Origin of the sequence: Polynucleobacter sp. AP-Capit-er-40B-B4, from assembly GCF_018882245.1 — a bacterium.
In the GTDB taxonomy this organism is placed as follows: Bacteria; Pseudomonadota; Gammaproteobacteria; order Burkholderiales; family Burkholderiaceae; genus Polynucleobacter.
On record NZ_JACVOV010000001.1, the window covers coordinates 712,796 to 735,841 of the forward strand.

General features: G+C 46.6%; 19 protein-coding genes and 2 pseudogenes. 10 read left to right on the forward strand and 11 right to left on the reverse strand.

Annotated elements, in window-relative coordinates; all coding sequences use genetic code 11:
* Positions 1-35: 35 nt before the first annotated feature.
* Genes ICN19_RS03575 through mpl form a run of 4 tightly spaced genes read right to left on the reverse strand, consistent with a single transcriptional unit; the run spans position 36 to position 5,116 of the window.
* Positions 36-923 carry an energy transducer TonB gene (locus tag ICN19_RS03575; protein WP_216245801.1) on the reverse strand — a complete coding sequence of 296 codons (888 nt, stop codon included), beginning with the start codon at positions 921-923 and terminating at the stop codon, positions 36-38.
* On the reverse strand, positions 907-2,958 hold the full coding sequence (locus tag ICN19_RS03580) for a ribonuclease catalytic domain-containing protein (RefSeq protein ID WP_216245802.1): 2,052 nt from the start codon (positions 2,956-2,958) through the stop codon (positions 907-909). Before ICN19_RS03580 ends, ICN19_RS03575 begins: the two co-directional genes overlap by 17 nt.
* A 2-nt stretch (positions 2,959-2,960) precedes the next feature.
* A complete protein-coding gene (gene fabG, locus ICN19_RS03585; RefSeq protein WP_216245803.1) occupies positions 2,961-3,695 on the reverse strand; it encodes a 3-oxoacyl-ACP reductase FabG in 735 nt (244 codons plus the stop codon).
* A 20-nt stretch (positions 3,696-3,715) separates the two neighbouring features.
* Positions 3,716-5,116, reverse strand: a complete 1,401-nt coding sequence (gene mpl, locus ICN19_RS03590; RefSeq protein ID WP_216245804.1) for a UDP-N-acetylmuramate:L-alanyl-gamma-D-glutamyl-meso-diaminopimelate ligase — start codon at positions 5,114-5,116, stop codon at positions 3,716-3,718.
* A gap of 26 nt (positions 5,117-5,142) precedes the next feature.
* On the opposite strand from mpl, the gene ICN19_RS03595 reads away from it, so the two are divergent.
* The 7 genes and pseudogenes from ICN19_RS03595 to ICN19_RS03620 all read left to right on the forward strand — a co-directional run bounded on the left by ICN19_RS03595 (position 5,143) and on the right by ICN19_RS03620 (position 10,845).
* Positions 5,143-5,670, forward strand: a complete 528-nt coding sequence (locus ICN19_RS03595; protein WP_216245805.1) for a TlpA disulfide reductase family protein — start codon at positions 5,143-5,145, stop codon at positions 5,668-5,670.
* A gap of 249 nt (positions 5,671-5,919) precedes the next feature.
* A complete protein-coding gene (aroQ, locus tag ICN19_RS03600; protein WP_216245806.1) occupies positions 5,920-6,369 on the forward strand; it encodes a type II 3-dehydroquinate dehydratase in 450 nt (149 codons plus the stop codon).
* Between the two features lie 36 nt (positions 6,370-6,405).
* Positions 6,406-6,870 (forward strand): acetyl-CoA carboxylase biotin carboxyl carrier protein, encoded by a 465-nt coding sequence (gene accB / locus ICN19_RS03605; RefSeq protein ID WP_216245807.1) that lies wholly within the window; start codon positions 6,406-6,408, stop codon positions 6,868-6,870.
* 51 nt (positions 6,871-6,921) lie between these two features.
* Complete coding sequence (accC, locus tag ICN19_RS03610) at positions 6,922-8,286, forward strand: acetyl-CoA carboxylase biotin carboxylase subunit (protein WP_216213539.1); 1,365 nt, start codon at positions 6,922-6,924, stop codon at positions 8,284-8,286.
* 16 nt (positions 8,287-8,302) lie between these two features.
* Positions 8,303-9,238, forward strand: a pseudogene (prmA, locus tag ICN19_RS10190) (50S ribosomal protein L11 methyltransferase); the annotation flags it as partial.
* A 75-nt stretch (positions 9,239-9,313) separates the two neighbouring features.
* A complete protein-coding gene (locus ICN19_RS10195) occupies positions 9,314-9,832 on the forward strand; it encodes a DUF3426 domain-containing protein (RefSeq protein ID WP_255536947.1) in 519 nt (172 codons plus the stop codon).
* A gap of 53 nt (positions 9,833-9,885) precedes the next feature.
* A complete protein-coding gene (locus tag ICN19_RS03620; RefSeq protein ID WP_216245809.1) occupies positions 9,886-10,845 on the forward strand; it encodes a carbohydrate kinase family protein in 960 nt (319 codons plus the stop codon).
* A gap of 214 nt (positions 10,846-11,059) precedes the next feature.
* Here the strand turns inward: ICN19_RS03620 and ICN19_RS03625 are convergent, their stop codons facing one another.
* The 5 genes from ICN19_RS03625 to ICN19_RS03645 form a co-directional block, all read right to left on the reverse strand.
* Positions 11,060-11,377, reverse strand: a complete 318-nt coding sequence (locus tag ICN19_RS03625; RefSeq protein WP_304608694.1) for a hypothetical protein — start codon at positions 11,375-11,377, stop codon at positions 11,060-11,062.
* 332 nt (positions 11,378-11,709) lie between these two features.
* Positions 11,710-12,894 (reverse strand): ribonucleotide-diphosphate reductase subunit beta, encoded by a 1,185-nt coding sequence (locus tag ICN19_RS03630; protein WP_216245810.1) that lies wholly within the window; start codon positions 12,892-12,894, stop codon positions 11,710-11,712.
* Between the two features lie 44 nt (positions 12,895-12,938).
* Complete coding sequence (locus ICN19_RS03635) at positions 12,939-15,863, reverse strand: ribonucleoside-diphosphate reductase subunit alpha (RefSeq protein ID WP_370625141.1); 2,925 nt, start codon at positions 15,861-15,863, stop codon at positions 12,939-12,941.
* Between the two features lie 330 nt (positions 15,864-16,193).
* The gene (ampD, locus tag ICN19_RS03640) at positions 16,194-17,012 is read right to left on the reverse strand and encodes a 1,6-anhydro-N-acetylmuramyl-L-alanine amidase AmpD (protein WP_255536919.1); all 819 of its coding nucleotides are present in this window, start codon (positions 17,010-17,012) and stop codon (positions 16,194-16,196) included.
* A gap of 3 nt (positions 17,013-17,015) precedes the next feature.
* Entirely contained in the window at positions 17,016-17,864 is an 849-nt protein-coding gene (locus ICN19_RS03645; RefSeq protein WP_216245812.1) for an inner membrane protein YpjD, read from the reverse strand.
* 20 nt (positions 17,865-17,884) lie between these two features.
* Between ICN19_RS03645 and ffh the strand changes: the two genes are divergently transcribed.
* Positions 17,885-19,267, forward strand: a complete 1,383-nt coding sequence (ffh, locus tag ICN19_RS03650) for a signal recognition particle protein (protein WP_216245813.1) — start codon at positions 17,885-17,887, stop codon at positions 19,265-19,267.
* A 15-nt stretch (positions 19,268-19,282) separates the two neighbouring features.
* Here the strand turns inward: ffh and ICN19_RS03655 are convergent, their stop codons facing one another.
* The gene (locus ICN19_RS03655; RefSeq protein WP_216245814.1) at positions 19,283-21,025 is read right to left on the reverse strand and encodes a proline--tRNA ligase; all 1,743 of its coding nucleotides are present in this window, start codon (positions 21,023-21,025) and stop codon (positions 19,283-19,285) included.
* A 48-nt stretch (positions 21,026-21,073) separates the two neighbouring features.
* Here ICN19_RS03655 and ICN19_RS03660 point away from each other — a divergent pair, with 48 nt between their 5' ends.
* Positions 21,074-21,673, forward strand: a complete 600-nt coding sequence (locus ICN19_RS03660) for an RNA pyrophosphohydrolase (protein WP_216245815.1) — start codon at positions 21,074-21,076, stop codon at positions 21,671-21,673.
* A complete protein-coding gene (locus tag ICN19_RS03665) occupies positions 21,670-22,233 on the forward strand; it encodes a CNP1-like family protein (RefSeq protein WP_216245816.1) in 564 nt (187 codons plus the stop codon). Before ICN19_RS03660 ends, ICN19_RS03665 begins: the two co-directional genes overlap by 4 nt.
* A 19-nt stretch (positions 22,234-22,252) precedes the next feature.
* Here ICN19_RS03665 and proB read toward each other — a convergent pair.
* Positions 22,253-23,032, reverse strand: a pseudogene (proB, locus tag ICN19_RS03670) (glutamate 5-kinase); the annotation flags it as partial.
* Between the last annotated feature and the right edge of the window lie 14 nt (positions 23,033-23,046).

Genomic DNA, 23,046 nt, shown 5'->3' on the forward strand with positions numbered 1-23,046 from the left:
AGAATAAGCGAATTTATAAAGTTAGTTAAATTGCTTTAATGACGTAGCTCTAGACGATCTATTCCATCGCGCGCGAAATCGAAAGTGGAGATCCAATCCAATACATCAATTTGATTGCGCATTTCCGAAGGAAAAGGACCAAAGGGGGCTGAAGCCCTAACGATGGCAAGGGCCTGACGATCCAACTCAGGATTGCCAGAACTGCGGCCAATAGAAAGCCCATCTTTACCCTGGGCGTTCGTGGTGATTCTTCCTTGGTTATCCACACTCACCACAATCACCAAACTGCCATATAAGGGACGGCCATTTGCTCTTGGGAAAAATGCGCTGCCATAAGCCTCAATTTTTTGGCGCATGGCATCGTAATAGTGTGCAAAGCTCACTGCTTTTGTATTAGCACCCGTCAGCACCTTACGCCTTGGCTCTCTGCCATCAGACTGGAGCCGCTTTGCTAACTCAGCTTCTAAAGAATTGAGTTGCGGTGTAATTTTTTGCTCATCGCCGCTTTTACGACCACCAGAGCGATTGCGCTGCTCATCTAGCTTTGCGAGCATTTGCTTTTGCTGCTTCTCTAAAACCTCAAGTCTTGCTTCTGCGCCCAATCTAGCGCGATGCAGTGCAGTAGCATCTTGATTCTCTGTTTTACCGCCACCCTGTAAATCGGCTTGAGCTAATTTGCTCGCTTTTTGAGGAGGTGTTTTATTGCTAGCGTTAACTAAAACAACACTTAAGGGCGTATTTAGCCTGCGATTCTGAATTTCCCCAACACCCCAGCGAAATGATAAGAACACAAGATGAATCAGAATGGAGGCACATAAGGCAAAACGAAACGGATAGCGATTCCATGTGCGGCCAAGGCAATGCAAGACCTTGGCCAGTTGCTCAGGACATGGAATCTCAAGAGATTTAAGCTGGGCTAGCATCTTCTTCAGGTTTGCCTGATGGCTCTGGCTCTAGCTCCAACTCTATAGCCTGGTCAGCCGATTCCTTTTCAGGAGCCTCCATCTTTGCTTCAACTTCTAGAACTCGAACACCTGCGCTAAGTTGCAATAAATCTACATCGGCAATCACTACTTCTGCACGAGTCATACGGGGATGGGTTGCCAACTCTGGAATTGGCAAGTGCAATGGCACTAACTCCACTCGAGACATGCCTTCTTTCAAATGACGGACATACACAGTCTTTGATTCACCATCTTGCGTGATCCAACGTAAACACCAATATTTTTCTAGGCGGTCTTGGAACTCTCCATACGCTTGATAGCAAGACTCAAAGTCAGCAGCAATGCCCATCAGCGTAGCATCGCGTGGCGGAAACGGTGCAACCATTTTGGCAGTCACGCCATGCTTTGCAAGCGCAATCAATTGCCATTGATTGACCAGGTCGGAATATCGACGCAAGGGAGAGGTACACCAAGCGTAATAGTCCAGGCCTAAGCCTTCATGCGGTCCTGGAGTGGTTTGCATGCGAGTGCGCAGTGGGCCCCAGCCCTTCTGAGTTCTAAATAATCCTGGAAGACCGTGGTCGGCAAGAAGCTGACCAGATGCGCTGTTACAGAAGATCATCCACTCCGCAACAATGGTGTCCAAAATGGAGCCACGCTGACGCGGCAAGATATCAACGCGCTGAACCCCATCCACCTCCTGAATCTGGAAGTGAAAGTCCCTTGCAAGAGCATTGGGATCCACAAGCCCAAGTTGCTCGGCACGTAAGCCATTTGCCACGCGCTTTTCTTGGCGACCCGCATGAAGATGTTTAGCGGCTTGCCACAAAATGGCTAACTCTTTGCGATAAGGATAGTTAGCACCCTCATCAAGCAAACTTTCTTCGCTCACAAGATGCTCAATATCTTCCAAGCGTAAATTGGCTGCCATAGGCACCATCTCTGCACGCATCTGCAAAGTCGCTCGATTGACGACCCCCTGAGAATCAATATCAACATAGATCGATAAGGCGGGTCTTGGCATGCCTTCATCTAAGGAGAATTGCTCAATGACTGAATCAGGCAACATCGTAATTTTGTCGCCAGGGAAGTACGCCGTAGACATACGATTACGCGCAACTTGATCCAAGGGATCATCTTTTGAAATGGCCAAACCTGGAGCAGCAATATGAATACCTATCCGATGCCCGCCCTCAATTGGCGTGACTGATAGAGCATCATCAATCTCCGTAGTGCCGGAATCGTCAATAGAGAATGCGTGCACTTGGGCGATTGGAAGCTCAGCAATAGCGGATGCATATGCCGCTTGATCAACCCCAACAGCTGGGTTGTGATCGGCACCATTCGGAAAGTGCGCCTTCAGAAACAATCCCTGGTGATAAGCCAATGGTGAATCAATTGCGCCACAACGGATCATGAGTTGCGCTGGAGATTCGCCAGTCTCTGTGCAGGCAGATATTAAAGCTTTGTATGCCGATGTATTTTTATCCGGAGAGAAGAGTAATTGTTTGGCAGATGACTTAAGTGTTTCAGGAAAGGTGCCAGAAACCAATTCTTGTTGCCATACCGATTGCTGCTCAAGTTCTTTCTGCTTACGCTCTAGAGCCGCTAAGCCTGCCTGCAATTGCTCAAGCGGAGCGCGCTGAAAACGACCACGACCTTTGCGACGAAAAAATACTGGGGCACCTTGTAAAGCAATCGCTAACGCGACTTGCTGCGGAACACTTACTTGCGAGCCAAAGTACTCCTGTGCAACATCCACCAAGCCAAACTCATCATCTGGCGCGCAATCCCAAAGCAACTGCAAATCAATATCGGCAGTCAGAGTGCCGGCCTCATCCATAGCGGCCTGCGCATCTGGCTTTTCAAAGCGCAACCAAACCTCTTTAGCTTTGAGCTTAATCTTTTTTCCAGAAAGACTGGTTGCCTGCCAAGACTCTGCATCCCCAGCGCCTGATGCAGACTGCACTGTGGCGACCTTGATATCGCCACCTTCTTCATATAAAAGATTCATGCTTAGAGCGAGATCCCGCCGCTGGCCTCTAATGCCACTCCATTGACATAGCTCGCTTCATCGCTAGCCAAGAACAAGTAAACGTTAGCCATTTCAGTAGGAGTGCCTAAACGGCCAAGCCAGCTGCGTCTTTCGATATCTTGCAAAATATTTTCTGGCATGGCTTTGACCATCTCTGTTGCAATAAAGCCAGGACATACCGCATTCACTCGGATTCCCTTGGGACCAAGTTCGCGTGCCCATGTCTTAGTAAAGCCAATAACGCCAAATTTAGTCGCCGAATAATTGGTTTGACCAAAATTACCGTATAAACCTACAACGCTAGATGCATTGACTACAGCACCAGAGCCGGCTTCGAGCATATGCGGGACGATCAGTTGAGTGCAATTAAAAACGCCCTTTAAATTGACATCAATCACCGTATCAAACTGAGCTTCAGTCATCTTAATTAAGCGCGCATCTTGAGTGATGCCAGCGTTGTTAATCAAGATATCAATACGACCGTGTTTTTGCATTACCTGGTCAACTACCGCCTGAATGCTGGCGCGGTCAGTAACATTCATGGAATAACCCTCTGCATTCAACACTTGTGCAGCAGCGCCGTTGATAGCCTCTTGGTTGATATCGGTGATGATGACCTTGGCACCCTCTTGCGCAAAACGCTGGGCTGTAGCAAAACCAATACCCTTAGCGGCACCGGTGATGATGGCTACTTTATCTTTTAATCTATCGCCCATTTTTTGCTTTCTGTATTTTGTTACTTTGCCGAAATAGCTTTTAATAGTTTTTGATGGACACCACCAAATCCACCATTGCTCATCACCAAAATATGGTCGCCCGGGTTTGCTTCTTGGGCAACCGCTTTCACCAATACCTCAAGATCATCAAAAGCATGCGCTTTACCCTGCTCTTGTTGATTTAGTGGCGATAAGACTTCAGTTAAATCCCAGCCTAATGATTCTTTTCCTGAGTTTGCGCCATATGCAAATACTTTGTCTGCTGCCTCAAGACTTCCAGGAAGCTGAGCCTTCATCACGCCAAGCTTCATTGTGTTTGAACGTGGCTCCAGTACAGCTAAGATGCGCGCTTTACCAACGCGACGACGCAAACCATCAACGGTAGTAGTGATTGCGGTTGGGTGATGCGCAAAATCGTCGTAAACCGTAATGTCATTTGCAACGCCAATGGTTTCTAAACGACGCTTCACATTCTTGAACTCTGCCAAGGCGCGCGCAGAGTCTGCCGGCGAGATGCCGATGTGGTTGGCAGAGGCAATCGCAGCAAGAGCATTGAATTGATTGTGTCGACCCATGACACCCGAATCAAGAGCCCACTTCACTGCGGCTACTTCCTTGCCAGATTTGCGCACAATAAAGCCATCATTCTCTTGTGAGATTAAGGACCATTCATTTGCAAGCTCTTGACCAAAGCGCTCTACAGGAGACCAAGCACCACGAGTAATCACGCTTACTAGTGCTGGCTCTTCGCCATTCACCACCAATAAACCATCACCCGGAACGGTACGTACTAAATGATGAAATTGGGTTTCAATTGCCGCAAGATCAGCGAAGATATCAGCATGATCAAATTCCAAATTATTTAATAAAGCAGTGCGAGGTCGATAGTGAACAAACTTACTGCGTTTGTCGAAAAATGCAGTGTCGTATTCATCAGCCTCAATCACAAAATATTTACCCTCACCCAAGCGCGCAGATACTGTGAAATTCAAAGGCACGCCACCAATAAGGTATCCCGGCTTATAACCGTTGAATTCCAAAATCCAAGTCAGCATGGCTGAAGTTGTGGTTTTTCCATGCGTGCCAGCAACCGCTAGAACATGTCTTCCATATAAAACTTGTTCGCCCAACCATTGCGGACCAGAAATATAGGGCAAGCCTTGATTAAGAATTGCCTCCATCAAAGGATTGCCACGAGAAACCACATTGCCAATTACAAATAAATCAGGCATGGTCTCAAACTGAGATAATTGATCGGGCGAAAATCCCTCAATCAGTTCGATGCCTTGAGCCTCAAGCTGCGTACTCATTGGTGGATACACGTTGGCATCGCAGCCAGTAACGCGGTGTCCAGCTTGTCTGGCGATTGCGGCAATGCCGCCCATGAAGGTACCGCAAATGCCCAAGATATGTATATGCATTAATGAATTTTAGCGAAGGAGTTGTAATGAACCGCAGACAATGGATCATCATCGTCGCAATTAGCCTTTTAGCGCTAGTTTCAGGCGTACTGACTTCGCAATGGATTTACAAAACTGGCTTGGCTAGCGACCCAGCCGTAAAAGCGTTTCTTGAAAATCCTTGGCAAACCCCAGACGGAAAAGCAGCCAACACCCAAGAATGGCAAGGAAAAGTCCTGGTAGTGAACTTTTGGGCTTCCTGGTGCCCCCCATGCGTTGAAGAAATGCCCACTTTAGACAAGCTTCAACAAGAGTTTTTGCAACAAAATGTCTTATTTGTCGGTATCGGCATCGATTCACCCTCTAATATTCGTGAATTCCTCGAAAAAACCCCGGTTAGCTATCCAATCATGATTGGTGGATTGCAGGGTAGCAATCTTTCTAAGCAAATGGGAAATTCCCAAGGCGCCCTCCCCTACACCATCATCATTAATGCCAAAGGAAAATCTAGTTATAGCAAATTGGGTAAGATAAGCGAAGATGAGCTCAGAAATGCGATTAAATCCGCTTTATAAGTATTTTTAGTGATTTTTAAAGTTAAGAGCTTAAAGCTAATTCGCCTAAATTTTAGGCAATAAACTCCGTATTTTTCAATAACTGCGCTTAAAAGTTTCAAAATCTCCTAGTTTTGAGTCTACTTTTTGGTCTTTTACCGCCTTTATAAAGGTATACTTTCCCTCATAAGCAATAAAGCATGAAGTTGTATGTAGGACTCAAGTCCAGATCGTCAATTAACGCTTAACTGCCTCTAAAAATAGGGATCTATGTCGAAAAAAGCTTCAATTCTCGTAATTCAAGGCCCAAACCTAAATCTATTAGGCACCCGTGAACCCGATGTTTACGGCAAGACAACCTTAGAAGACATTCACCAAAAGCTGGGCGAACTGGCTAAAGCGCAATCCGTTGATCTCGCCACCTATCAAAGCAATCATGAAGGTGAGTTAATCGACCGCATTCAGAAGGCCAAACAAGATGGTGTTGATTTCATCATCATCAATCCAGGCGCCTTTACTCACACCAGCGTTGCCCTACGCGATGTATTGGCTGGTGTAGCCATTCCATTTACTGAAGTTCATTTATCCAATATTCACCAGCGTGAAGAATTCCGCAAGCACTCCTACCTGTCTGATATTGCGACGGGGGTTATTTGTGGGCTTGGCGCCATTGGCTATGAATTAGCGTTGCAAGCAGCGATTACACGTTTAAAGAAGTAAATCTATTTAAAGAATTACAAGAGAGGAAGCACTCGCATGGATCTGAGAAAACTAAAAACCTTGATCGACTTAGTCTCTGAGTCAGGTATTTCTGAGCTGGAAGTAAATGAAGGTGAAGATCGCGTTCGCATTGTCAATGCTGGATCTCCAGCCCCAGCGGGCCAGGTGGTTTACGCCAATCCGGCGTCCGTACAAGCAATGCAAGCTGCACCAGCTGCCAGCGCACCCGCCCCAGCAGCAGCTGTTGAGGCGCCTGCTGCTGAAACTGGTTTTGTTGCGAAGTCTCCAATGGTTGGTACTTTCTACCGCGCACCAAATCCTGAATCGCCAAACTTTGTCAACATTGGTGATACCGTCAAAGTAGGCCAAACCCTTTGCATCATTGAAGCGATGAAGCTACTCAACGAAATTGAATCTGAGCATGCTGGTGTAGTTAAAGAAATCCTCTGTGAAAACGGTCAGGGTGTTGAGTTTGACCAGCCTCTTTTCATCATCGCCTAATAGATCGACTTAGATCTATTCCAATTCACCGTTACTTAACTCAGAGCCGACATGTTCGATAAGATTCTGATTGCCAATCGGGGAGAAATTGCTCTCCGCATCCAACGCGCATGCCGCGAGTTGGGAATTAAAACTGTTGTGGTGTATTCGACCGCAGATAAAGAGGCGAAATATGTGAGGCTCGCCGATGAAGCTGTATGCATCGGGCCAGCACCATCTCCACTTAGCTACCTCAATATGCCCGCGATTATTTCTGCAGCAGAAGTAACTGACGCTGAAGCGATCCATCCTGGCTATGGATTCCTTTCTGAAAATGCTGACTTCGCAGAGCGCGTAGAAAAATCGGGTTTTGCATTTATTGGGCCTACAGCAGCATCCATTCGCTTAATGGGTGACAAGGTTTCTGCTAAACGCGCCATGATTAAAGCAGGCGTGCCTTGTGTTCCTGGCTCTGAAGGCGCTCTTCCTGATAATCCAAAAGAGATTGTTGCGACCGCTAAAAAGGTTGGTTATCCCGTCATCATTAAAGCAGCTGGTGGTGGTGGTGGTCGCGGTATGCGCGTAGTGCACACTGAGGCCCACCTCATTAACGCCGTCAATATGACGCGTGAAGAAGCTGGACGCGCTTTTGGTAACCCAGAAGTCTATATGGAGAAGTTTTTAGAGAAACCTCGTCACGTAGAGATTCAGATTCTGGCCGACACCCATGGCAATGCTATTTGGTTAGGTGAGCGTGATTGTTCTATGCAGCGTCGCCACCAAAAGGTGATTGAAGAAGCTCCAGCCCCTGGCATTGATCGTCGTTTAATTGCCAAAATTGGTGAGCGTTGTGCAGAAGCTTGTCGCAAGATTGGCTACCGCGGCGCCGGTACATTTGAATTCCTCTATGAAAACGGTGAATTCTTCTTTATCGAGATGAATACCCGTGTTCAGGTAGAACATCCAGTTACTGAAATGATTACTGGTGTGGATATTGTTCAAGAACAGATTCGCATTGCTGCTGGCCTCAAACTCAGTTACCGCCAGAAAGACATTGTTTTCCGCGGACATGCCATTGAGTGCCGCTTAAATGCCGAAGATCCATTCAAGTTCACTCCAAGTCCAGGCAAGATTGGTTCATTCCATATGCCAGGTGGTCCTGGTATTCGCGTTGACTCACATGCATACAGCGGTTATGTAGTGCCATCCAATTACGACTCTATGATTGGTAAATTGATTTCTTACGGCAATACCCGTGAGCAAGCTATTCGCCGTATGCAGATTGCACTCTCCGAAATGGTGATTGATGGCATTACGACCAACGTGCCACTCCATCGTGAATTGATGTTAGACCCCAACTTCATTGAAGGCGGCACCAGCATTCACTACTTGGAGCATCGCTTAGAAGAGCAAGCTGCAAGTCGCGGCAAGTCCTAATTCATGCGAGCGTCCCATGTCTTATCGTGAGCTGGTATTCACGGTAGCTGCCGAAACCGCAGAGCCTTTAGGTGATGCGCTTTTGGACTTGGGCGCCCTATCAGTCACCGTTGAGGATGATGCTGCTGGTGGATACGACGAAAATCCTCTCTACGGAGAGCCAGGGCTTTCCCCAGAAGTACAAGCCTGGGATCGATCTGCAGTAACCGCTCTATTTAATCCTGAGATTGATGCTTCTGGCAGCGCGGAATTTATCCCGGAGCTGCTTACTTCCTTAAAAGAAGCAGGCTTTAACTTAGCGCCTCCCCAAGAAAAGACCGTTGAAGAACAAGACTGGGTTCGACTAACTCAAAGTCAATTTGCACCCATTCAAATTGGTGAGCGCATTTGGGTGGTACCTTCATGGCACGATGCGCCAACCGATCCAAATGCAATCTGTCTAGCTGTTGATCCAGGGCTTGCATTTGGTACAGGAAGTCACCCAACAACCCATTTATGCCTTCTATGGCTTGAGCAACAAAACAATCTTCAGAACCAGAGCCTTTTGGATTACGGTTGTGGATCAGGAATTTTGGCTATTGCCGCAGCCAAACTAGGCTGCAATCCCGTTATTGGTACTGATATCGATCCTCAAGCTATGGTTGCCGCACGTAGCAATGCAGAAATCAATCACACCACTATTCGCTTTGTTCTGCCAAACGAAGGCGCAATCGAACTTGCTGCAGAAACCAAATACGACATTGTCATGGCCAATATTTTGGCCAATCCACTGCAAGTGCTTGCTCCTGCTCTGGTAAATAAGATGAAATTGGGCGGACGCATTGTTTTATCGGGTGTACTTGCCCGCCAAGCAGAGGAAGTGATTGCTACTTACAGCCAATGGTTAACGCTTTCAGTCTGGAAAGAGAGCGAAGGCTGGGTTTGCTTGCATGGCACCCTCAACCAAGATAAGCAAAGTGCTGCCAATACTGCTTTTGCTACACCTGCTCAAAAAAAAAGTCTTAAATTAGTCCTTTACGCTGGCTTATTGCTGCTCTTACTGGTTTTTGGAGAGCATCTCTCAAGAAATTCATTGCTCCCAGCACTTGCACCACGCGTTGATGGCACATCAAATTCTTTTTTCGTGAATTCATTTTCTGTTTTACAGCGTGTGGATGCAAAACTTTGTCGCACACTGGGATGTCTAGATCGCGCTGTAAGCGATTTTGCCGCTTGGAAAATAACTTCAGCCACACTTTCACCAGAAAACGCGCGAGAAGGGCTTAAAAGCGTCACAAATCAATCTATGTTGCAAGTTGAGATACAAAATCGTCTTGCTATTACCGTTTTACCGCCAAATTTAGAAATTACTTTGACTGATGCAGAAGAATCTGAAATCAAATCATTGCAATTCACCCCACAAGAATGGCTTCCCAAAACTTGGCAAGACACTCACCCTGATTTTTTAAAAAAGGGTGTGCCTTCTGGCGAGCTTTTGCAGATTGAATTAGCTATTTCACTGCCACCAAACGCTGCGGGTTATCGCGTGCGGGTGCTCTACCCCTAAATCCATTCATCAATAACGCATTTATCCCCTTATTTTTCTAAAGAAAGTAATTTATGGCTAGCTTGATCTGTGGCTCTATCGCCTACGACACCATCATGAACTTTGAAGGCAAATTTGCCGATCAAATCCTGCCTGAGCAGATTCATATCCTGAACGTAGCCTTTTTGGTTCCAACCATGCGTCGCGAATTTGGTGGTTGCGCAGGCAATATTGCCTACAACCTTAATCTTTTGGGTGGCGACCCCATCATCATGGCTACCGTTGGTGGCGATGCGATACCGTACATGAACCGCCTTGAGCAACTCAAGATTGATGCGAGCCATATTCGCCAGATCGAAAAAGCGTTTACCGCCCAAGCCATGATCACCACTGATCAGGCGAATAATCAAATTACCGCCTTCCACCCGGGCGCAATGGGTGAGTCACACCTAAACCAAGTTTCTGCGGTTGTTGCCGAGCGCAGCAAAAATGCTAAGGGCGCAGCTAAATTAGGAATTGTCGCCCCCGATGGTCGCCAAGGCATGTGGGAGCACTGCCACCAATTGGCCGATGCCAATATTCCATTCATCTTTGATCCAGGCCAAGGCTTGCCGATGTTCAACGGCCCAGAGTTGCTTGAACTAGTCGACATCGCCAGCTACCTGGCCGTTAATGACTATGAGGGAGAAATGCTTTCGCAAAGAACAGGATTGAGCTTGGCAAAAGTGGCTGAGCGAGTCAAGGCGCTGATTGTTACCAAAGGCGCCGAAGGGGCCGACATCTATGTTGATGGCAAATGCATTGCTATTCCGCCTGTACCGGCAGCAAAAGTGGTTGACCCAACTGGTTGCGGTGATGCATTCCGCGGCGGCCTACTCTTTGGTTTGGAAAACGGTATGGACTGGGAGACGACTGGTCGCCTAGCTAGCCTCATGGGTTCAATCAAAATTACCCATCAAGGACCACAAAATCACCAATTGAGCAAAGATCAGATTGCAAGCCAATTTAAAGCGGCGTTTGGCTTTAGCTTCTAAGCATTCTTTGACTCAAGCTTGAGTCATCCGGATTGAGGAAATAAAAAAAGGGGTCTCGTGAGAGACCCCTTCTAGTAACACCCGTCTGTTTAAGGACGTGTGCCAGTTGGGAAGGGCCAAGCAGCGGCAGGATTCAACGCACTAGTCGCTGGTGCAGCTTTCTTAGCCGCGGGCTTTTTTACAGCAGAGCCCGCTTTCTTCGCAGCAGGCTTACTTACTTTTTTTTTGCTACGCGCTTTTTAGCAACCTTTTTTGCAGCTTTTTTAGCAGCAGGCTTCTTAGCAGCAGCTTTTTTCTTAGCAGCAGGCTTCTTTTTAGCTACTTTTTTAGCAGCTGGCTTTTTAGCAGCAGCTTTTTTAGCAGCAGGACGCTTTTTAGCTACTTTTTTAGCAGCAGGCTTCTTAGCAGCTACTTTTTTCTTCGCAGCTGGTTTCTTCTTAGCAGCTACTTTTTTAGCAGCAGGCTTCTTAGCAGCTACTTTTTTCTTCGCAGCTGGTTTCTTTGCAGCAGGTTTTTTCTTGGCAGTTGCCATAGTAATGCTCCTTCACGTGAGGATTAGTACAAACTACATTAAGAAGACCCGACCACTCATTTCCGCCTGGTTTTGCAACCTTTTGGATCTGACGAGCGAGCCATTCATCGGCGCGCGGCTTGATACTAAGTGCTGCACGCTAATGAATCTTGGAAAAAAAGCCGTGGCCCCGAAGGACAACGGCTTCTTAAATGTGCTGGAAAAAATAGAGAGAATAGCCCAGGCACCCTTGAGCAAGGGTTTTCGGATTTGAGTCTGGTTTTGCTGACTTCTAAAACTATCCAACCGTCTAATCTCCTATTTAGCCAGTTGTGCGCTTTACTTCAGTCCTACTATTCCCAACTAAGCGCACCACCGGTTTGATACTCAATAACGCGTGTCTCAAAAAAGTTTCGTTCTTTTTTCAGATCAATCATTTCTGACATCCATGGAAATGGATTCTCTTCATTTGGGAACATCGCGTCAAGTCCTATTTGCAAACATCTGCGATTACAAATGTATCTTAGGTACCCTTTGAACATCGGAGCGTTCAATCCGAGCACTCCGCGAGGCATCGTATCTTCGGCATAACGGTACTCTAATTCGACCGCTTTTTCGAAGATGGATTTGATCTCGTCTTTGAACGCGGAAGTCCATAACTGCGGGTTCTCCAGCTTGATTTGGTTAATTAAATCGATACCGAAATTACAGTGCATTGACTCGTCGCGAAGGATGTATTGATACTGCTCAGCAGCACCCGTCATTTTGTTTTGACGACCCATCGCAAGTATTTGCGTAAAACCAACATAAAAGAACAAACCTTCCATTACGCAAGCAAAAACAATCAGCGAACGAAGTAATTTTTGATCGTTTTCTAATGTGCCAGTCTTGAAATTTGGATCTGTTAATACGTCGATAAAGGGAATTAAGAACTGGTCTTTAGCGCGAATTGACTCAATCTCGTTGTACGCATTGAAGATTTCAGACTGATCTAAGCCTAAAGATTCCACAATATATTGGTACGCATGAGTGTGAATCGCCTCCTCAAAAGCCTGGCGCAATAGGTATTGGCGGCATTCTGGAGCGGTAATGTGGCGATAAGTACCCAAAACAATATTGTTTGCAGCCAAAGAATCGGCTGTTGTGAAGAAACCCAGATTGCGTTTAATAATGCGGCGCTCATCTTCTGTCAGGCCATTTGGATCTTTCCAAAGCGCGATATCGCGGTTCATATTGATCTCTTGTGGCATCCAGTGGTTTGCACAACCTGCCAAATACTTCTCCCAAGCCCATTTGTACTTAAATGGAACCAGCTGATTTACGTCAGTCTTAGCATTAATCACGCGCTTATCCGCGGCATTTACACGCAAAGCTGCGCCGCCAGATAAATTAGCGGCCGCCACTTGCGCAGGTGCTGCAGCTTGTGGTGCCATTGCCACTTGATCTGGCTGTGGACGTTGTGGCTCCACTGCAACCGGCTGCGGTGCAATACTAGCTTTCGCTAGTGCTGGAGCAACTTCCTCTTCCCAATTCAACATAACTCTCTCCTAATTCTTCTATTTATGACCAATAAGCGAATGGCTTATTGGCATGCTTCACATTCTTCGAAACCAGCGTCGCCTGGGCGCATTGTGCAAACCGGACCGTCCGCCTCAACACCGCCACCAGCAGCAGCTGCAGCTGCATCAGTACCATTTACGCCGCCGCCACTAGAAACAGAGTTCAACTGACCGCTAGCAACGGTTGATTTCTCAACGTGAGTAGCAGCCATTGTGCGGAGGTAATAAGTCGTCTTCAAGCCGCGCAACCAAGCCAACTTGTAGGTGTCATCCAATTTCTTGCCAGAAGCGCCGGCCATGTAAATATTCAATGACTGTGCTTGGTCAATCCACTTTTGACGACGAGAAGCTGCCTCAACCAACCAGGTTGGCTCAACTTCAAAGGCTGTTGCGTATAAATCACGCAAATCTTGTGGAATGCGATCGATCTTAGATAAAGTACCGTCAAAGTACTTCAAATCGGCAATCATGACTTCATCCCAGAGGCCGCGATCTTTTAAATCACGCACCAAGTACTCGTTTACCACTGTGAATTCGCCAGAAAGGTTAGATTTCACGAACAAGTTCTGGAATGTAGGCTCGATACAAGCGGAAACACCAATAATGTTGGAAATCGTTGCTGTTGGCGCAATCGCTACGCAGTTTGAGTTGCGCATGCCGTGTTGCTTGATACGTGCACGTAAACCACTCCAGTCCATAGTGGAAGAGCTGTCTACTTCCACATAGCCACCACGCTCAGCTGCCAACATCGCTACTGAATCCTGTGGGAGGATGCCGCGATCCCACAATGAACCTTTGTATGTACTGTAAACGCCACGCTCTTCAGCCAATTCATTGGATGCCTGATAAGCGTAGTAGCAAACCGCTTCCATGGAAGAATCAGCAAACTTCACAGCCTCATCACTAGCATAAGGAATACGTTGCATATGCAAGCAATCCTGGAAGCCCATGATGCCCATACCAACTGGGCGATGCTTCAAGTTGGAGTTGCGAGCTTTAGCTACTGCGTAGTAGTTGATATCAATCACGTTGTCCAACATACGCATTGCAGTGCGAACTGTTCTTTGGAGCTTCTCGTGATCCAAAATCATCTTGCCGTTAGCATCAGTTGTCATGTGAGCGGTTAAGTTCACAGAACCCAAGTTACAAACCGCAATCTCAGTCTCGTTTGTATTAAGAGTGATCTCAGTACAGAGGTTAGATGAGTGAACTACGCCAATGTGCTGCTGTGGGCTACGAATGTTGCAAGGATCTTTAAATGTGATCCATGGGTGACCAGTTTCAAACAACATACCGAGCATCTTGCGCCACAATTGCTGCGCTGGAATACGGCGGAATGGCTTCAAATCACCACGATCAGCTTTTTGCTCATAAGCAACATAAGCCTCTTCAAAAGCTTTGCCAAACTTGTCATGCAAATCAGGAGTATTGGATGGAGAGAACAAAGTCCAATCGCCACCTTCCATAACGCGCTTCATGAACAAGTCAGGAATCCAGTTAGAGGTATTCATATCATGTGTACGACGACGATCGTCGCCTGTGTTCTTACGCAACTCCAAGAACTCTTCGATATCTAAGTGCCATGTTTCCAAGTAGGCGCAAACCGCACCCTTACGCTTACCGCCTTGGTTAACAGCAACAGCGGTGTCATTAACCACTTTCAAGAATGGCACAACACCTTGTGATTTACCGTTAGTACCTTTGATATGACTTCCCAACGCACGAACGTTAGTCCAGTCGTTACCCAAACCACCGGCAAACTTAGACAACAATGCGTTTTCTTTCAATGCTTCGTAAATGCCATCAAGGTCATCATCTACAGTAGTCAAGTAGCAGCTAGAGAGCTGTGGACGTGTTGTAGCTGAATTGAATAATGTTGGTGTGCTGGACATGAAATCAAATGTAGAGAGGATTTCATAAAACTCGATCGCACGGCGCTCACGGTCCAATTCATTAAGGGATAAGCCCATTGCTACGCGCATGAAGAAAGCCTGTGGCATCTCAATGCGACGGTCTTCAATGTGCAAGAAATAGCGGTCATACAAAGTCTGCAAGCCGAGATAGTTAAATTGCAAATCACGGCTAGCATTCAAGGCTGCAGCCAGGCGTGGCAAATCAAACTCACGCATGCGTGGATCTAACAATTCAGCAGAAATGCCTTCGTTGATGTACTTAGCAAAATAGGTGCTGTACTCAGCCTGCATGTCACCTTGCAATACTTCTTTGCCCAAGATTTCTTTACGAATCACGTGCATCAAAATGCGCGCAGTTACTTGGCTGTATGCAGGATCTTTTTCAATCAATGTGCGGGATGCCAAGATCGCGGAGTCATACACCTGAGCCATTGGTACGCCGTCATACAAATTCTTAATGGTTTCAGTGATGATTGGGGTTGCATCAATATGTGTTCCCAGGCCCTCACAAGCAGCTTCAATCACTGTGCGCAAAGCGGCCATATCCAGCCACTTCTCAACACCGTTATCGCTAACTTTGATGCCAGACTCACCGGCCTGATTAGCGGTTTGTGCTTCTTGTGAAACTTCTTGCTGAGCAGCACGTTCTTGGTTGCGCTTTTCACGATAGAGAACATATGCACGAGCAACGTTGTGCTCGCCACTGCGCATCAAAGCCAACTCAACCTGGTCTTGAATATCTTCAATGTGGAAAGTGCCACCGTTTGGACGGCTACGCAATAATGCGCGCACAACTGAATGCGTCAGTTGCTCAACTTGCTCACGAACGCGTGCAGATGCAGCGCCTTGGCCGCCATTAACCGCTAAAAAAGCTTTAGTTACAGCAATGGCAATTTTGGATGGTTCAAAAGCAACAACGGAACCGTTGCGGCGAATGATTTTGTAATCAGACAATTGTGTTGCCTGAGTGCCACCAACACCACCAGCCACAAAGCCGGCGGAAGGGGCTTGATTCATTGCCCCTGCAGGACTCATTCCTGGGTTATTCGCTCCAGCGGATTGGTCTGCTGTCTGTGGATTAGCGTATGTCATGTTGCTCCTGCGTCTATATATAGTTATTTGGACAAAAAATCGTTAAAAAACAATGGGGTATTGCTGGATTCAAACACTACATCTAGTGTCTTGAAGTGCATTAGGCACTAAGTATAGGGAAATATTTAGTATTTGGTAAGCTATTTATTACAAATATTTACTAGTACTTTTACTAAGTTTTCCACTTATTTTGGGGTCATTTTGGTGCGGATTTTTTGGCCCTTTTTAGACAAAGGCTGTAAAAGTAAGCGTACGCTCACATACAAAACTTGCTTATCGAGAATCCAAACCGAAGGGCAGTTTTTTGGCAGAAATTCCTGTCTCTTTTTGGAACTTTTTCCAATCAAAATATATTCCAGGATCTGTTTTGCGCTCAGGGGCAATATCGCTGTGTCCAGCAAATTGCAAATCTGGGTATGTGCTTGTCAATTTTTCAATGAGATTTGCTAGGGCTTGGTATTGGACAGACTCAAATGGTGTGTCGCCATCACCCTCTAGCTCAATGCCAATAGAAAAGTCATTGCACTTTTCCCTACCAAGAAAATCAGAGACTCCAGCATGCCAAGCTTTCTTGTGAGTAGATACAAACTGCATTAACGATCCAGAGCGTGTTATCAAGAAATGGCTTGATACTTTTTGATCAGCAATCTCCTCAAAATAGGGATGCTGATTTGGGTCTAGCTTGTTTTGAAAAAAATCCACGATATATCTACTGGAATCCTGCTTTCTAAATTCGCCAGGTGGCAGACTAATGTGATGAATTACCGCAAGATCGGGTTGAATATTCTCAGGCCTGATATCTTGGTTAGGCGAAAGATGCCAATGTGCATTACCAATCCAACCTTCGGAATCAAGGGCATGCAGATGCCCTTTTGAGCAGTAGAAACGATCGTCATAAGCAATTGCTTCTGGTTGCGGAAGATGCACTTTGCAATATTGACACTGCACCATGACCTCAGGATCTACAGCCTTCTTGGGCTTATCTTTACTGGGTTTGGCAGAATTTTCAGCGTTGAGCTTAGCCTGCTTTTTACCTTTAATCCAAAGATAAACAAGGCCAGCGCCCGCAATTAATAAAAGCCACTTAAACAAGAATTACGCTCTCTGCAAAATGACTTCAAGCACAAAGCGGCTACCTACATAAGCAAGCAGTAAAGCTGTGTAAGCACTTAATACCCAACGAATTGCAGCCCTTCCGCGCAAACCTACTCGCCAGCGAGCTAACAGCAATCCTGCAAACAAAACCCATGAGACCAAAGCAAAAATTGTTTTGTGATCAAACACCAACGGTTTACCAAACAGAGTTTGAGAAAAGAGCAAACCGGAGAAGACCGTCAAACTTAGAAGTGCAAAACCAACGTAGAGCAAGTTGAATAGGAGACTTTCCATCGTCATTAAGGGCGGAAGATCCTCCAACCAATGAGCTAGCCTTCCATTGGGAATAATGGCTAACTGACGATGCAGGGCACGATCTTGCACGCTCATGAGCATGGCGTGCATAGCTGCCAAACTCAACAAGCCCACTGCAACCGTCGCCACAACAAAGTGACCTTTGAACCAGGGGTCTGAAACCGCCTTAGGTGAAATTAAGACTCCGGGAAATAAATTAGGAAGGAATGCGCAAATCAGCGCAAACATTAAAGCCATCCAACGCAGGCTGGAGATGGGCAAAAACCAAGATTGGAACCAATAAAAGGCTAGGCCAACCCATGCAATTAAGGATAAATCTTGCGCAAAACCGAATACAAAGCCTTCCGGAGTGAAGACAGAATCGTGAAGCTGCACCCCGTGAATCACCAAAATTACAAAAATAGCAGTCTGCACCATGGCTGTTGAGAACCTAGACTCCACGCCGCTCTTGGCTTTGAAGCTTAAAACCAGCAAAAGCACTAAATAAAGTGCGGAAGGAAGCCATCCGTAACTTGAGTAACCTAAAATATCCATCTGGAAAGTCTAATCGATAAATGCTAGAAAACCTCACCGACCGTCTATCTCGCGTTGTTAAAACAATGCGGGGTCAAGCCCGCCTCACTGAAGCCAATACTGCAGAAATGCTGCGGGAAATCCGTTTAGCCCTTTTAGAGGCTGACGTAGCGCTTCCAGTAGTGAAGTCTTTGCTTGAGCAAATTAAATTTAAAGCCCTTGGCGAGGAAGTGGTTGGAAGCCTAAGTCCAGGACAAGCTCTTGTTGGCGTAGTGCAACGTGAACTTGCCCAGGTGATGATGGGCGATACCAATCAAAGTGGTGAACTCAATTTAGCAACTCAGCCACCTGCCGTGATCTTGATGGCTGGTTTACAGGGTGCAGGTAAAACGACCTCTGTTGGCAAACTAGCAAAATGGTTGCAAGAGAAAAAGAAAAAGAAAGTATTAACAGTTTCATGCGACGTATATCGCCCAGCAGCGATTGAGCAATTAGAAACTGTTACCAAACAAGTGGGTGCTGAGTTTTTCCCAAGCGATATAAGTCAAAAACCGAATGATATCGCTCTTGCCGCTCTAGACTGGGCTCGTCGCCACTACTTTGATGTTGTTTTGGTGGATACCGCGGGTCGCCTGGGTATTGATGAAGCACTCATGCAAGAAATCAAAACTTTGCATGCCAGCCTCAATCCAATTGAGACCCTATTCGTAGTCGATGCGATGCTCGGCCAAGATGCTGTGAATACCGCTAAAGCCTTCCATGAGGCGCTCCCATTAACCGGCGTCATCTTGACGAAGTTAGATGGCGACTCTCGTGGTGGTGCAGCCCTCTCAGTTCGCCAAGTAACCGGTGTGCCTCTCAAATTTATCGGTGTTGCCGAGAAGATGGACGGGCTTGAGGCGTTTGATGCTGAGCGCATGGCTAATCGTATTCTGGGTATGGGAGATATCCTTGCCTTGGTTGAACAAGCTCAGCAACATGTCGATGTTGCTAAAGCAGAAAAATTAGCGAGCAAGATTTCTAAGGGTGGTTTTGATCTTGAGGATTTCCGCGATCAACTCATGCAGATGCAAAAGATGGGCGGCATGGCTAGCCTGATGGATAAGCTACCAAGCCAAGTGGCGCAAGCTGCTTCCAAAACTAATTTAAGCAATGCCGACAAACAAACCACGCGCATGCGTGGAATTATTGACAGCATGACACCTCAAGAGCGCAGAAAACCTGAATTACTCAAAGCTAGTCGCAAGCGTCGTATTGCTGCAGGCTCTGGTGTGGAAGTGCAAGAGGTCAATCGCCTGCTTGCTCAATTCGAGCAAATGCAAACCATGATGAAGCAATTCAAGGGTGGAAAAATGGCGCGCACCATGGCCGCTATGGCTGCAAAAGGAGCCGCCAAGGGTATTGGCGGACTCTTTAAGAAATAACCAACTCTAGAGTACTTAAACGATTGATTCTTTAGCGGCTTGAACTGCAGCAATAACTTTCGCCTTAATTTCAGCCAGCGGGATGTTTTGAGATTCGGTATCAGTGCGACCTTTGAATTCCACTTGAGAATCTGCTAAACCACGATCGCCAATGACTACACGGAACGGTGCTCCGATTAACTCCCAGTCAGCAAACATCGCGCCCGGACGCTCGTTACGATCATCCAAAATCACATCGATACCTGCAGCCAACAACTCATCATGCAATTGATCGCACGCAGCTTTTACTGCTTCTGACTTTTCGTAACCCATTGGGCAAATCACCACTTCAAATGGAGCCATCGAGATTGGCCAAATAATGCCCTTCTCATCATGCCCTTGTTCAATCGCAGCGCCAAGCAAACGCGTCACACCGATGCCGTAACAACCCATCACCATCGGCTGAGCTTTGCCCTGTTGATCCAAGTAAGTGCAACCCATAGCTTCTGAATAACGCGTACCCAATTGAAATACATGGCCCACTTCAATGCCACGGCAAATATCAACAACACCTTTGCCATCCGGAGAAGGATCGCCAATAATTGCATTACGAATATCTAAAACCAAAGGCTCCGGTAAGTCACGGCCCCAGTTCACACCAGTTATATGGTGACCAGCCTCATTAGCGCCGCAAACAAAATCCGCCATATTGGCAACAGTACGATCAGCAACAACAGTCACATCAGCACTCACACCAATAGGACCTAAGTAGCCCGCAGGCGCATTACAAGCTTGTTTAATTTCTGCTTCTGTAGCAAAACGAGATTCAGCCATTCCGGGAATCTTGCTGGCTTTTACTTCGTTAAGCTCATGATCACCGCGGACTAACAACATAAATAGTTTGGCCGGTCCATTTTCTTGATCAGCAGCAAATAGCAAGGACTTCACAGTGGACTCAAGCGGAATATTTAAGAACTTAGCTACATCAACGCAATTGGTTTTATCAGGCGTTGGAACTTTGCTCATAGCAGCAGAAGCTGCAGCTCGACTAGCTATCAAAGCCAGCGATTCCGCTGCCTCTAAATTAGCGGCGTAATCAGAATCAGGACAGTAAACAATAGCGTCTTCACCGGTATCAGCAATCACATGGAACTCTTGACTGCCAGAGCCACCAATAGCGCCGTTGTCAGCAGTTACCGCACGGAACTGGAGACCCATACGCTTAAAGATCCGAGTGTAAGCATCAAACATGATTTGATAAGACTTCTTGAGGCCCTCAACATCACGATCGAATGAGTAAGCATCTTTCATGCTGAACTCTCGACCACGCATGATGCCAAAACGAGGGCGACGCTCATCGCGGAACTTCGTTTGGATTTGATAAAAGTTGACCGGCAATTGCTTGTAACTCTTAATCTCATTGCGAGCCAAATCCGTAATCACTTCTTCGGAAGTTGGCTGGATTAAGAAATCCCGATCGTGGCGATCTTTGATGCGGAGTAACTCCGGACCCATCTTTTCCCAGCGACCAGTCTCTTGCCACAGTTCAGCAGGCTGAATCATTGGCATCAGCAATTCAATGGCGCCAGCACGATTCATTTCTTCGCGAATGATGTTTTCTACCTTGCGAATCACCTTCAAACCCAGCGGTAAATAGTTGTAGACGCCTGCGCTGAGCTTGCGAATTAATCCTGCGCGCACCATGAGCTTGTGCGAAACCACCTCGGCGTCAGAGGGGGCTTCTTTTAGCGTGGCGAGAAATGATTGTGAGGCTTTCATGTATGGATATAATCAAATCGTTGATTTTAAAGGATTTGAGGCACGATCATGCTTGACCGTGAAGGGTATCGCCCGAATGTCGGCATTGTCCTCCTCAACAGCCGTAACGAGGTTTTCTGGGGAAAACGCGTTGGGCAGCATTCGTGGCAATTCCCACAGGGTGGGATTCAGCATGGTGAAAGCCCTGAACAGGCTATGTACCGCGAATTGCATGAGGAGGTTGGCTTACTGCCGGAGCATGTCCAAATTATTGGACGTACCAGGGATTGGCTTCGTTACGACGTCCCTGAGGAATACCTGCGCCGCCAAAACTCCACCCGCGTCCACCGTGCCGCCTATCGCGGACAAAAACAGATCTGGTTTCTCTTGCGTCTAGTAGGTTTAGATAGCGATATTCAACTCCGTGCCTCTGAGCATCCTGAGTTTGATGCTTGGCGCTGGGTCCCATTTTGGATTCAATTAGATGCTGTTATTGGCTTCAAGCGTGAAGTCTATCAATTAGCCTTATCAGAACTAGCACGCTATCTTTCCAGAGGCATGCGTATGCAGCAACTGGCTTGGGGCACTCCACTGGATATGATCCAGTCTTTTTATGCTGGACACGAAGATGAATCTAAACCTTCAGAAAAATCAGATAAACCGAAATGAAAAATACATTCTCCAGAATTGCTATCTACCTCAACTGCCTCGTCTTAGCCGCATGCTTGGCAGCCTGCGCTGGAGATCCACTACAAAGCGGTCTTGATCCATTCGCGCCGATGGTCTTTAAAGAGGGTACGACTGCTATGCCCTTAAATCCACCAAACCAAAAAACATTGGTGCCCTTCTACGTCTCTCAACGCACAGTTTTCAAGTTTGCAGTAGATACAGATTCAATCCTGATTGGTGCTGACGGCGTCACACGCTACATCGTTGTGATTACCAATCCAAGCGGTGGGCAACAGGCTCAATATGAAGGTGTTCGCTGTGATTCATTTCAGTGGCGGCTCTATGGCACCTATGAAAGCACTGGATGGAAAGAAAATCCTCTTGGTAGTTGGAAAAACATCCAGAGCGACATTCCGAATCGCTACCAAGCTTCTTTAGCTCAGGGTGCTTTTTGTAACTTTAACTCTCAAGAAAAAAATATTAAGAATATCCAGAGTTCGCTCAATCCAAATGGTTTTATTGGTGGGCAGAAGCCAACCAATTCAAACGGAATTCAGTAAAAGAAGTTTTGAGAGATTACTTGGCGCTCAGACGAGTGCCAATCTTCTCACCAGCCATTAGACGAGTAAGGACATTGGGTTCGCGCCCAGAAGCAATTACTGTTGCTGCACCAGTCTTCACGGCAATCTTGGCGGCTAATACCTTCGTGAGCATTCCACCCTTACTTAGTTCGCTTGCTGCACCACCAGCCATTTTTTCTAAGGTAGGATCGCCAGCAATAGCATCTGCTAACAATGTGGCATTAGGATTTTGACGTGGGTCTGCAGTAAACAAACCACCTTGATCGGTCAAAATAACCAAGAGATCTGCATGAATTAAATTGGTTACTAATGCAGCAAGACTGTCATTGTCACCAAACTTAATTTCATCGGTGACTACGGTGTCATTCTCATTAATGATTGGAACAACGCCCAATTTCAACAGCGTATCTAGAGTAGCTCTAGCATTAGCATTACGCTCCGCATCAGCCAAATCCGCATTAGTCAATAAAATCTGAGCGCTACGCAAATTGAAGCGCGCAAAACAACTCTCATAGACCTGCACTAAACCCATCTGGCCAACTGCAGCAGCTGCCTGTAGCTGATGGATTTCTTGTGGGCGCTTGGTCCATCCCAAACGTTGCATACCCTCAGCAATTGCACCTGAACTCACCATCAATACTTCATGACCAGCCTTTAATAGACCCGCCATTTGCTCGGCCCACATAGCAATCGCAGCATGATCTAAACCTTCACCATTATTGGTGACAAGACTAGAGCCTACTTTGACAACAATCCGTTGAGTTTTTTTAGCATTCATAGCAAAGAGTCAAT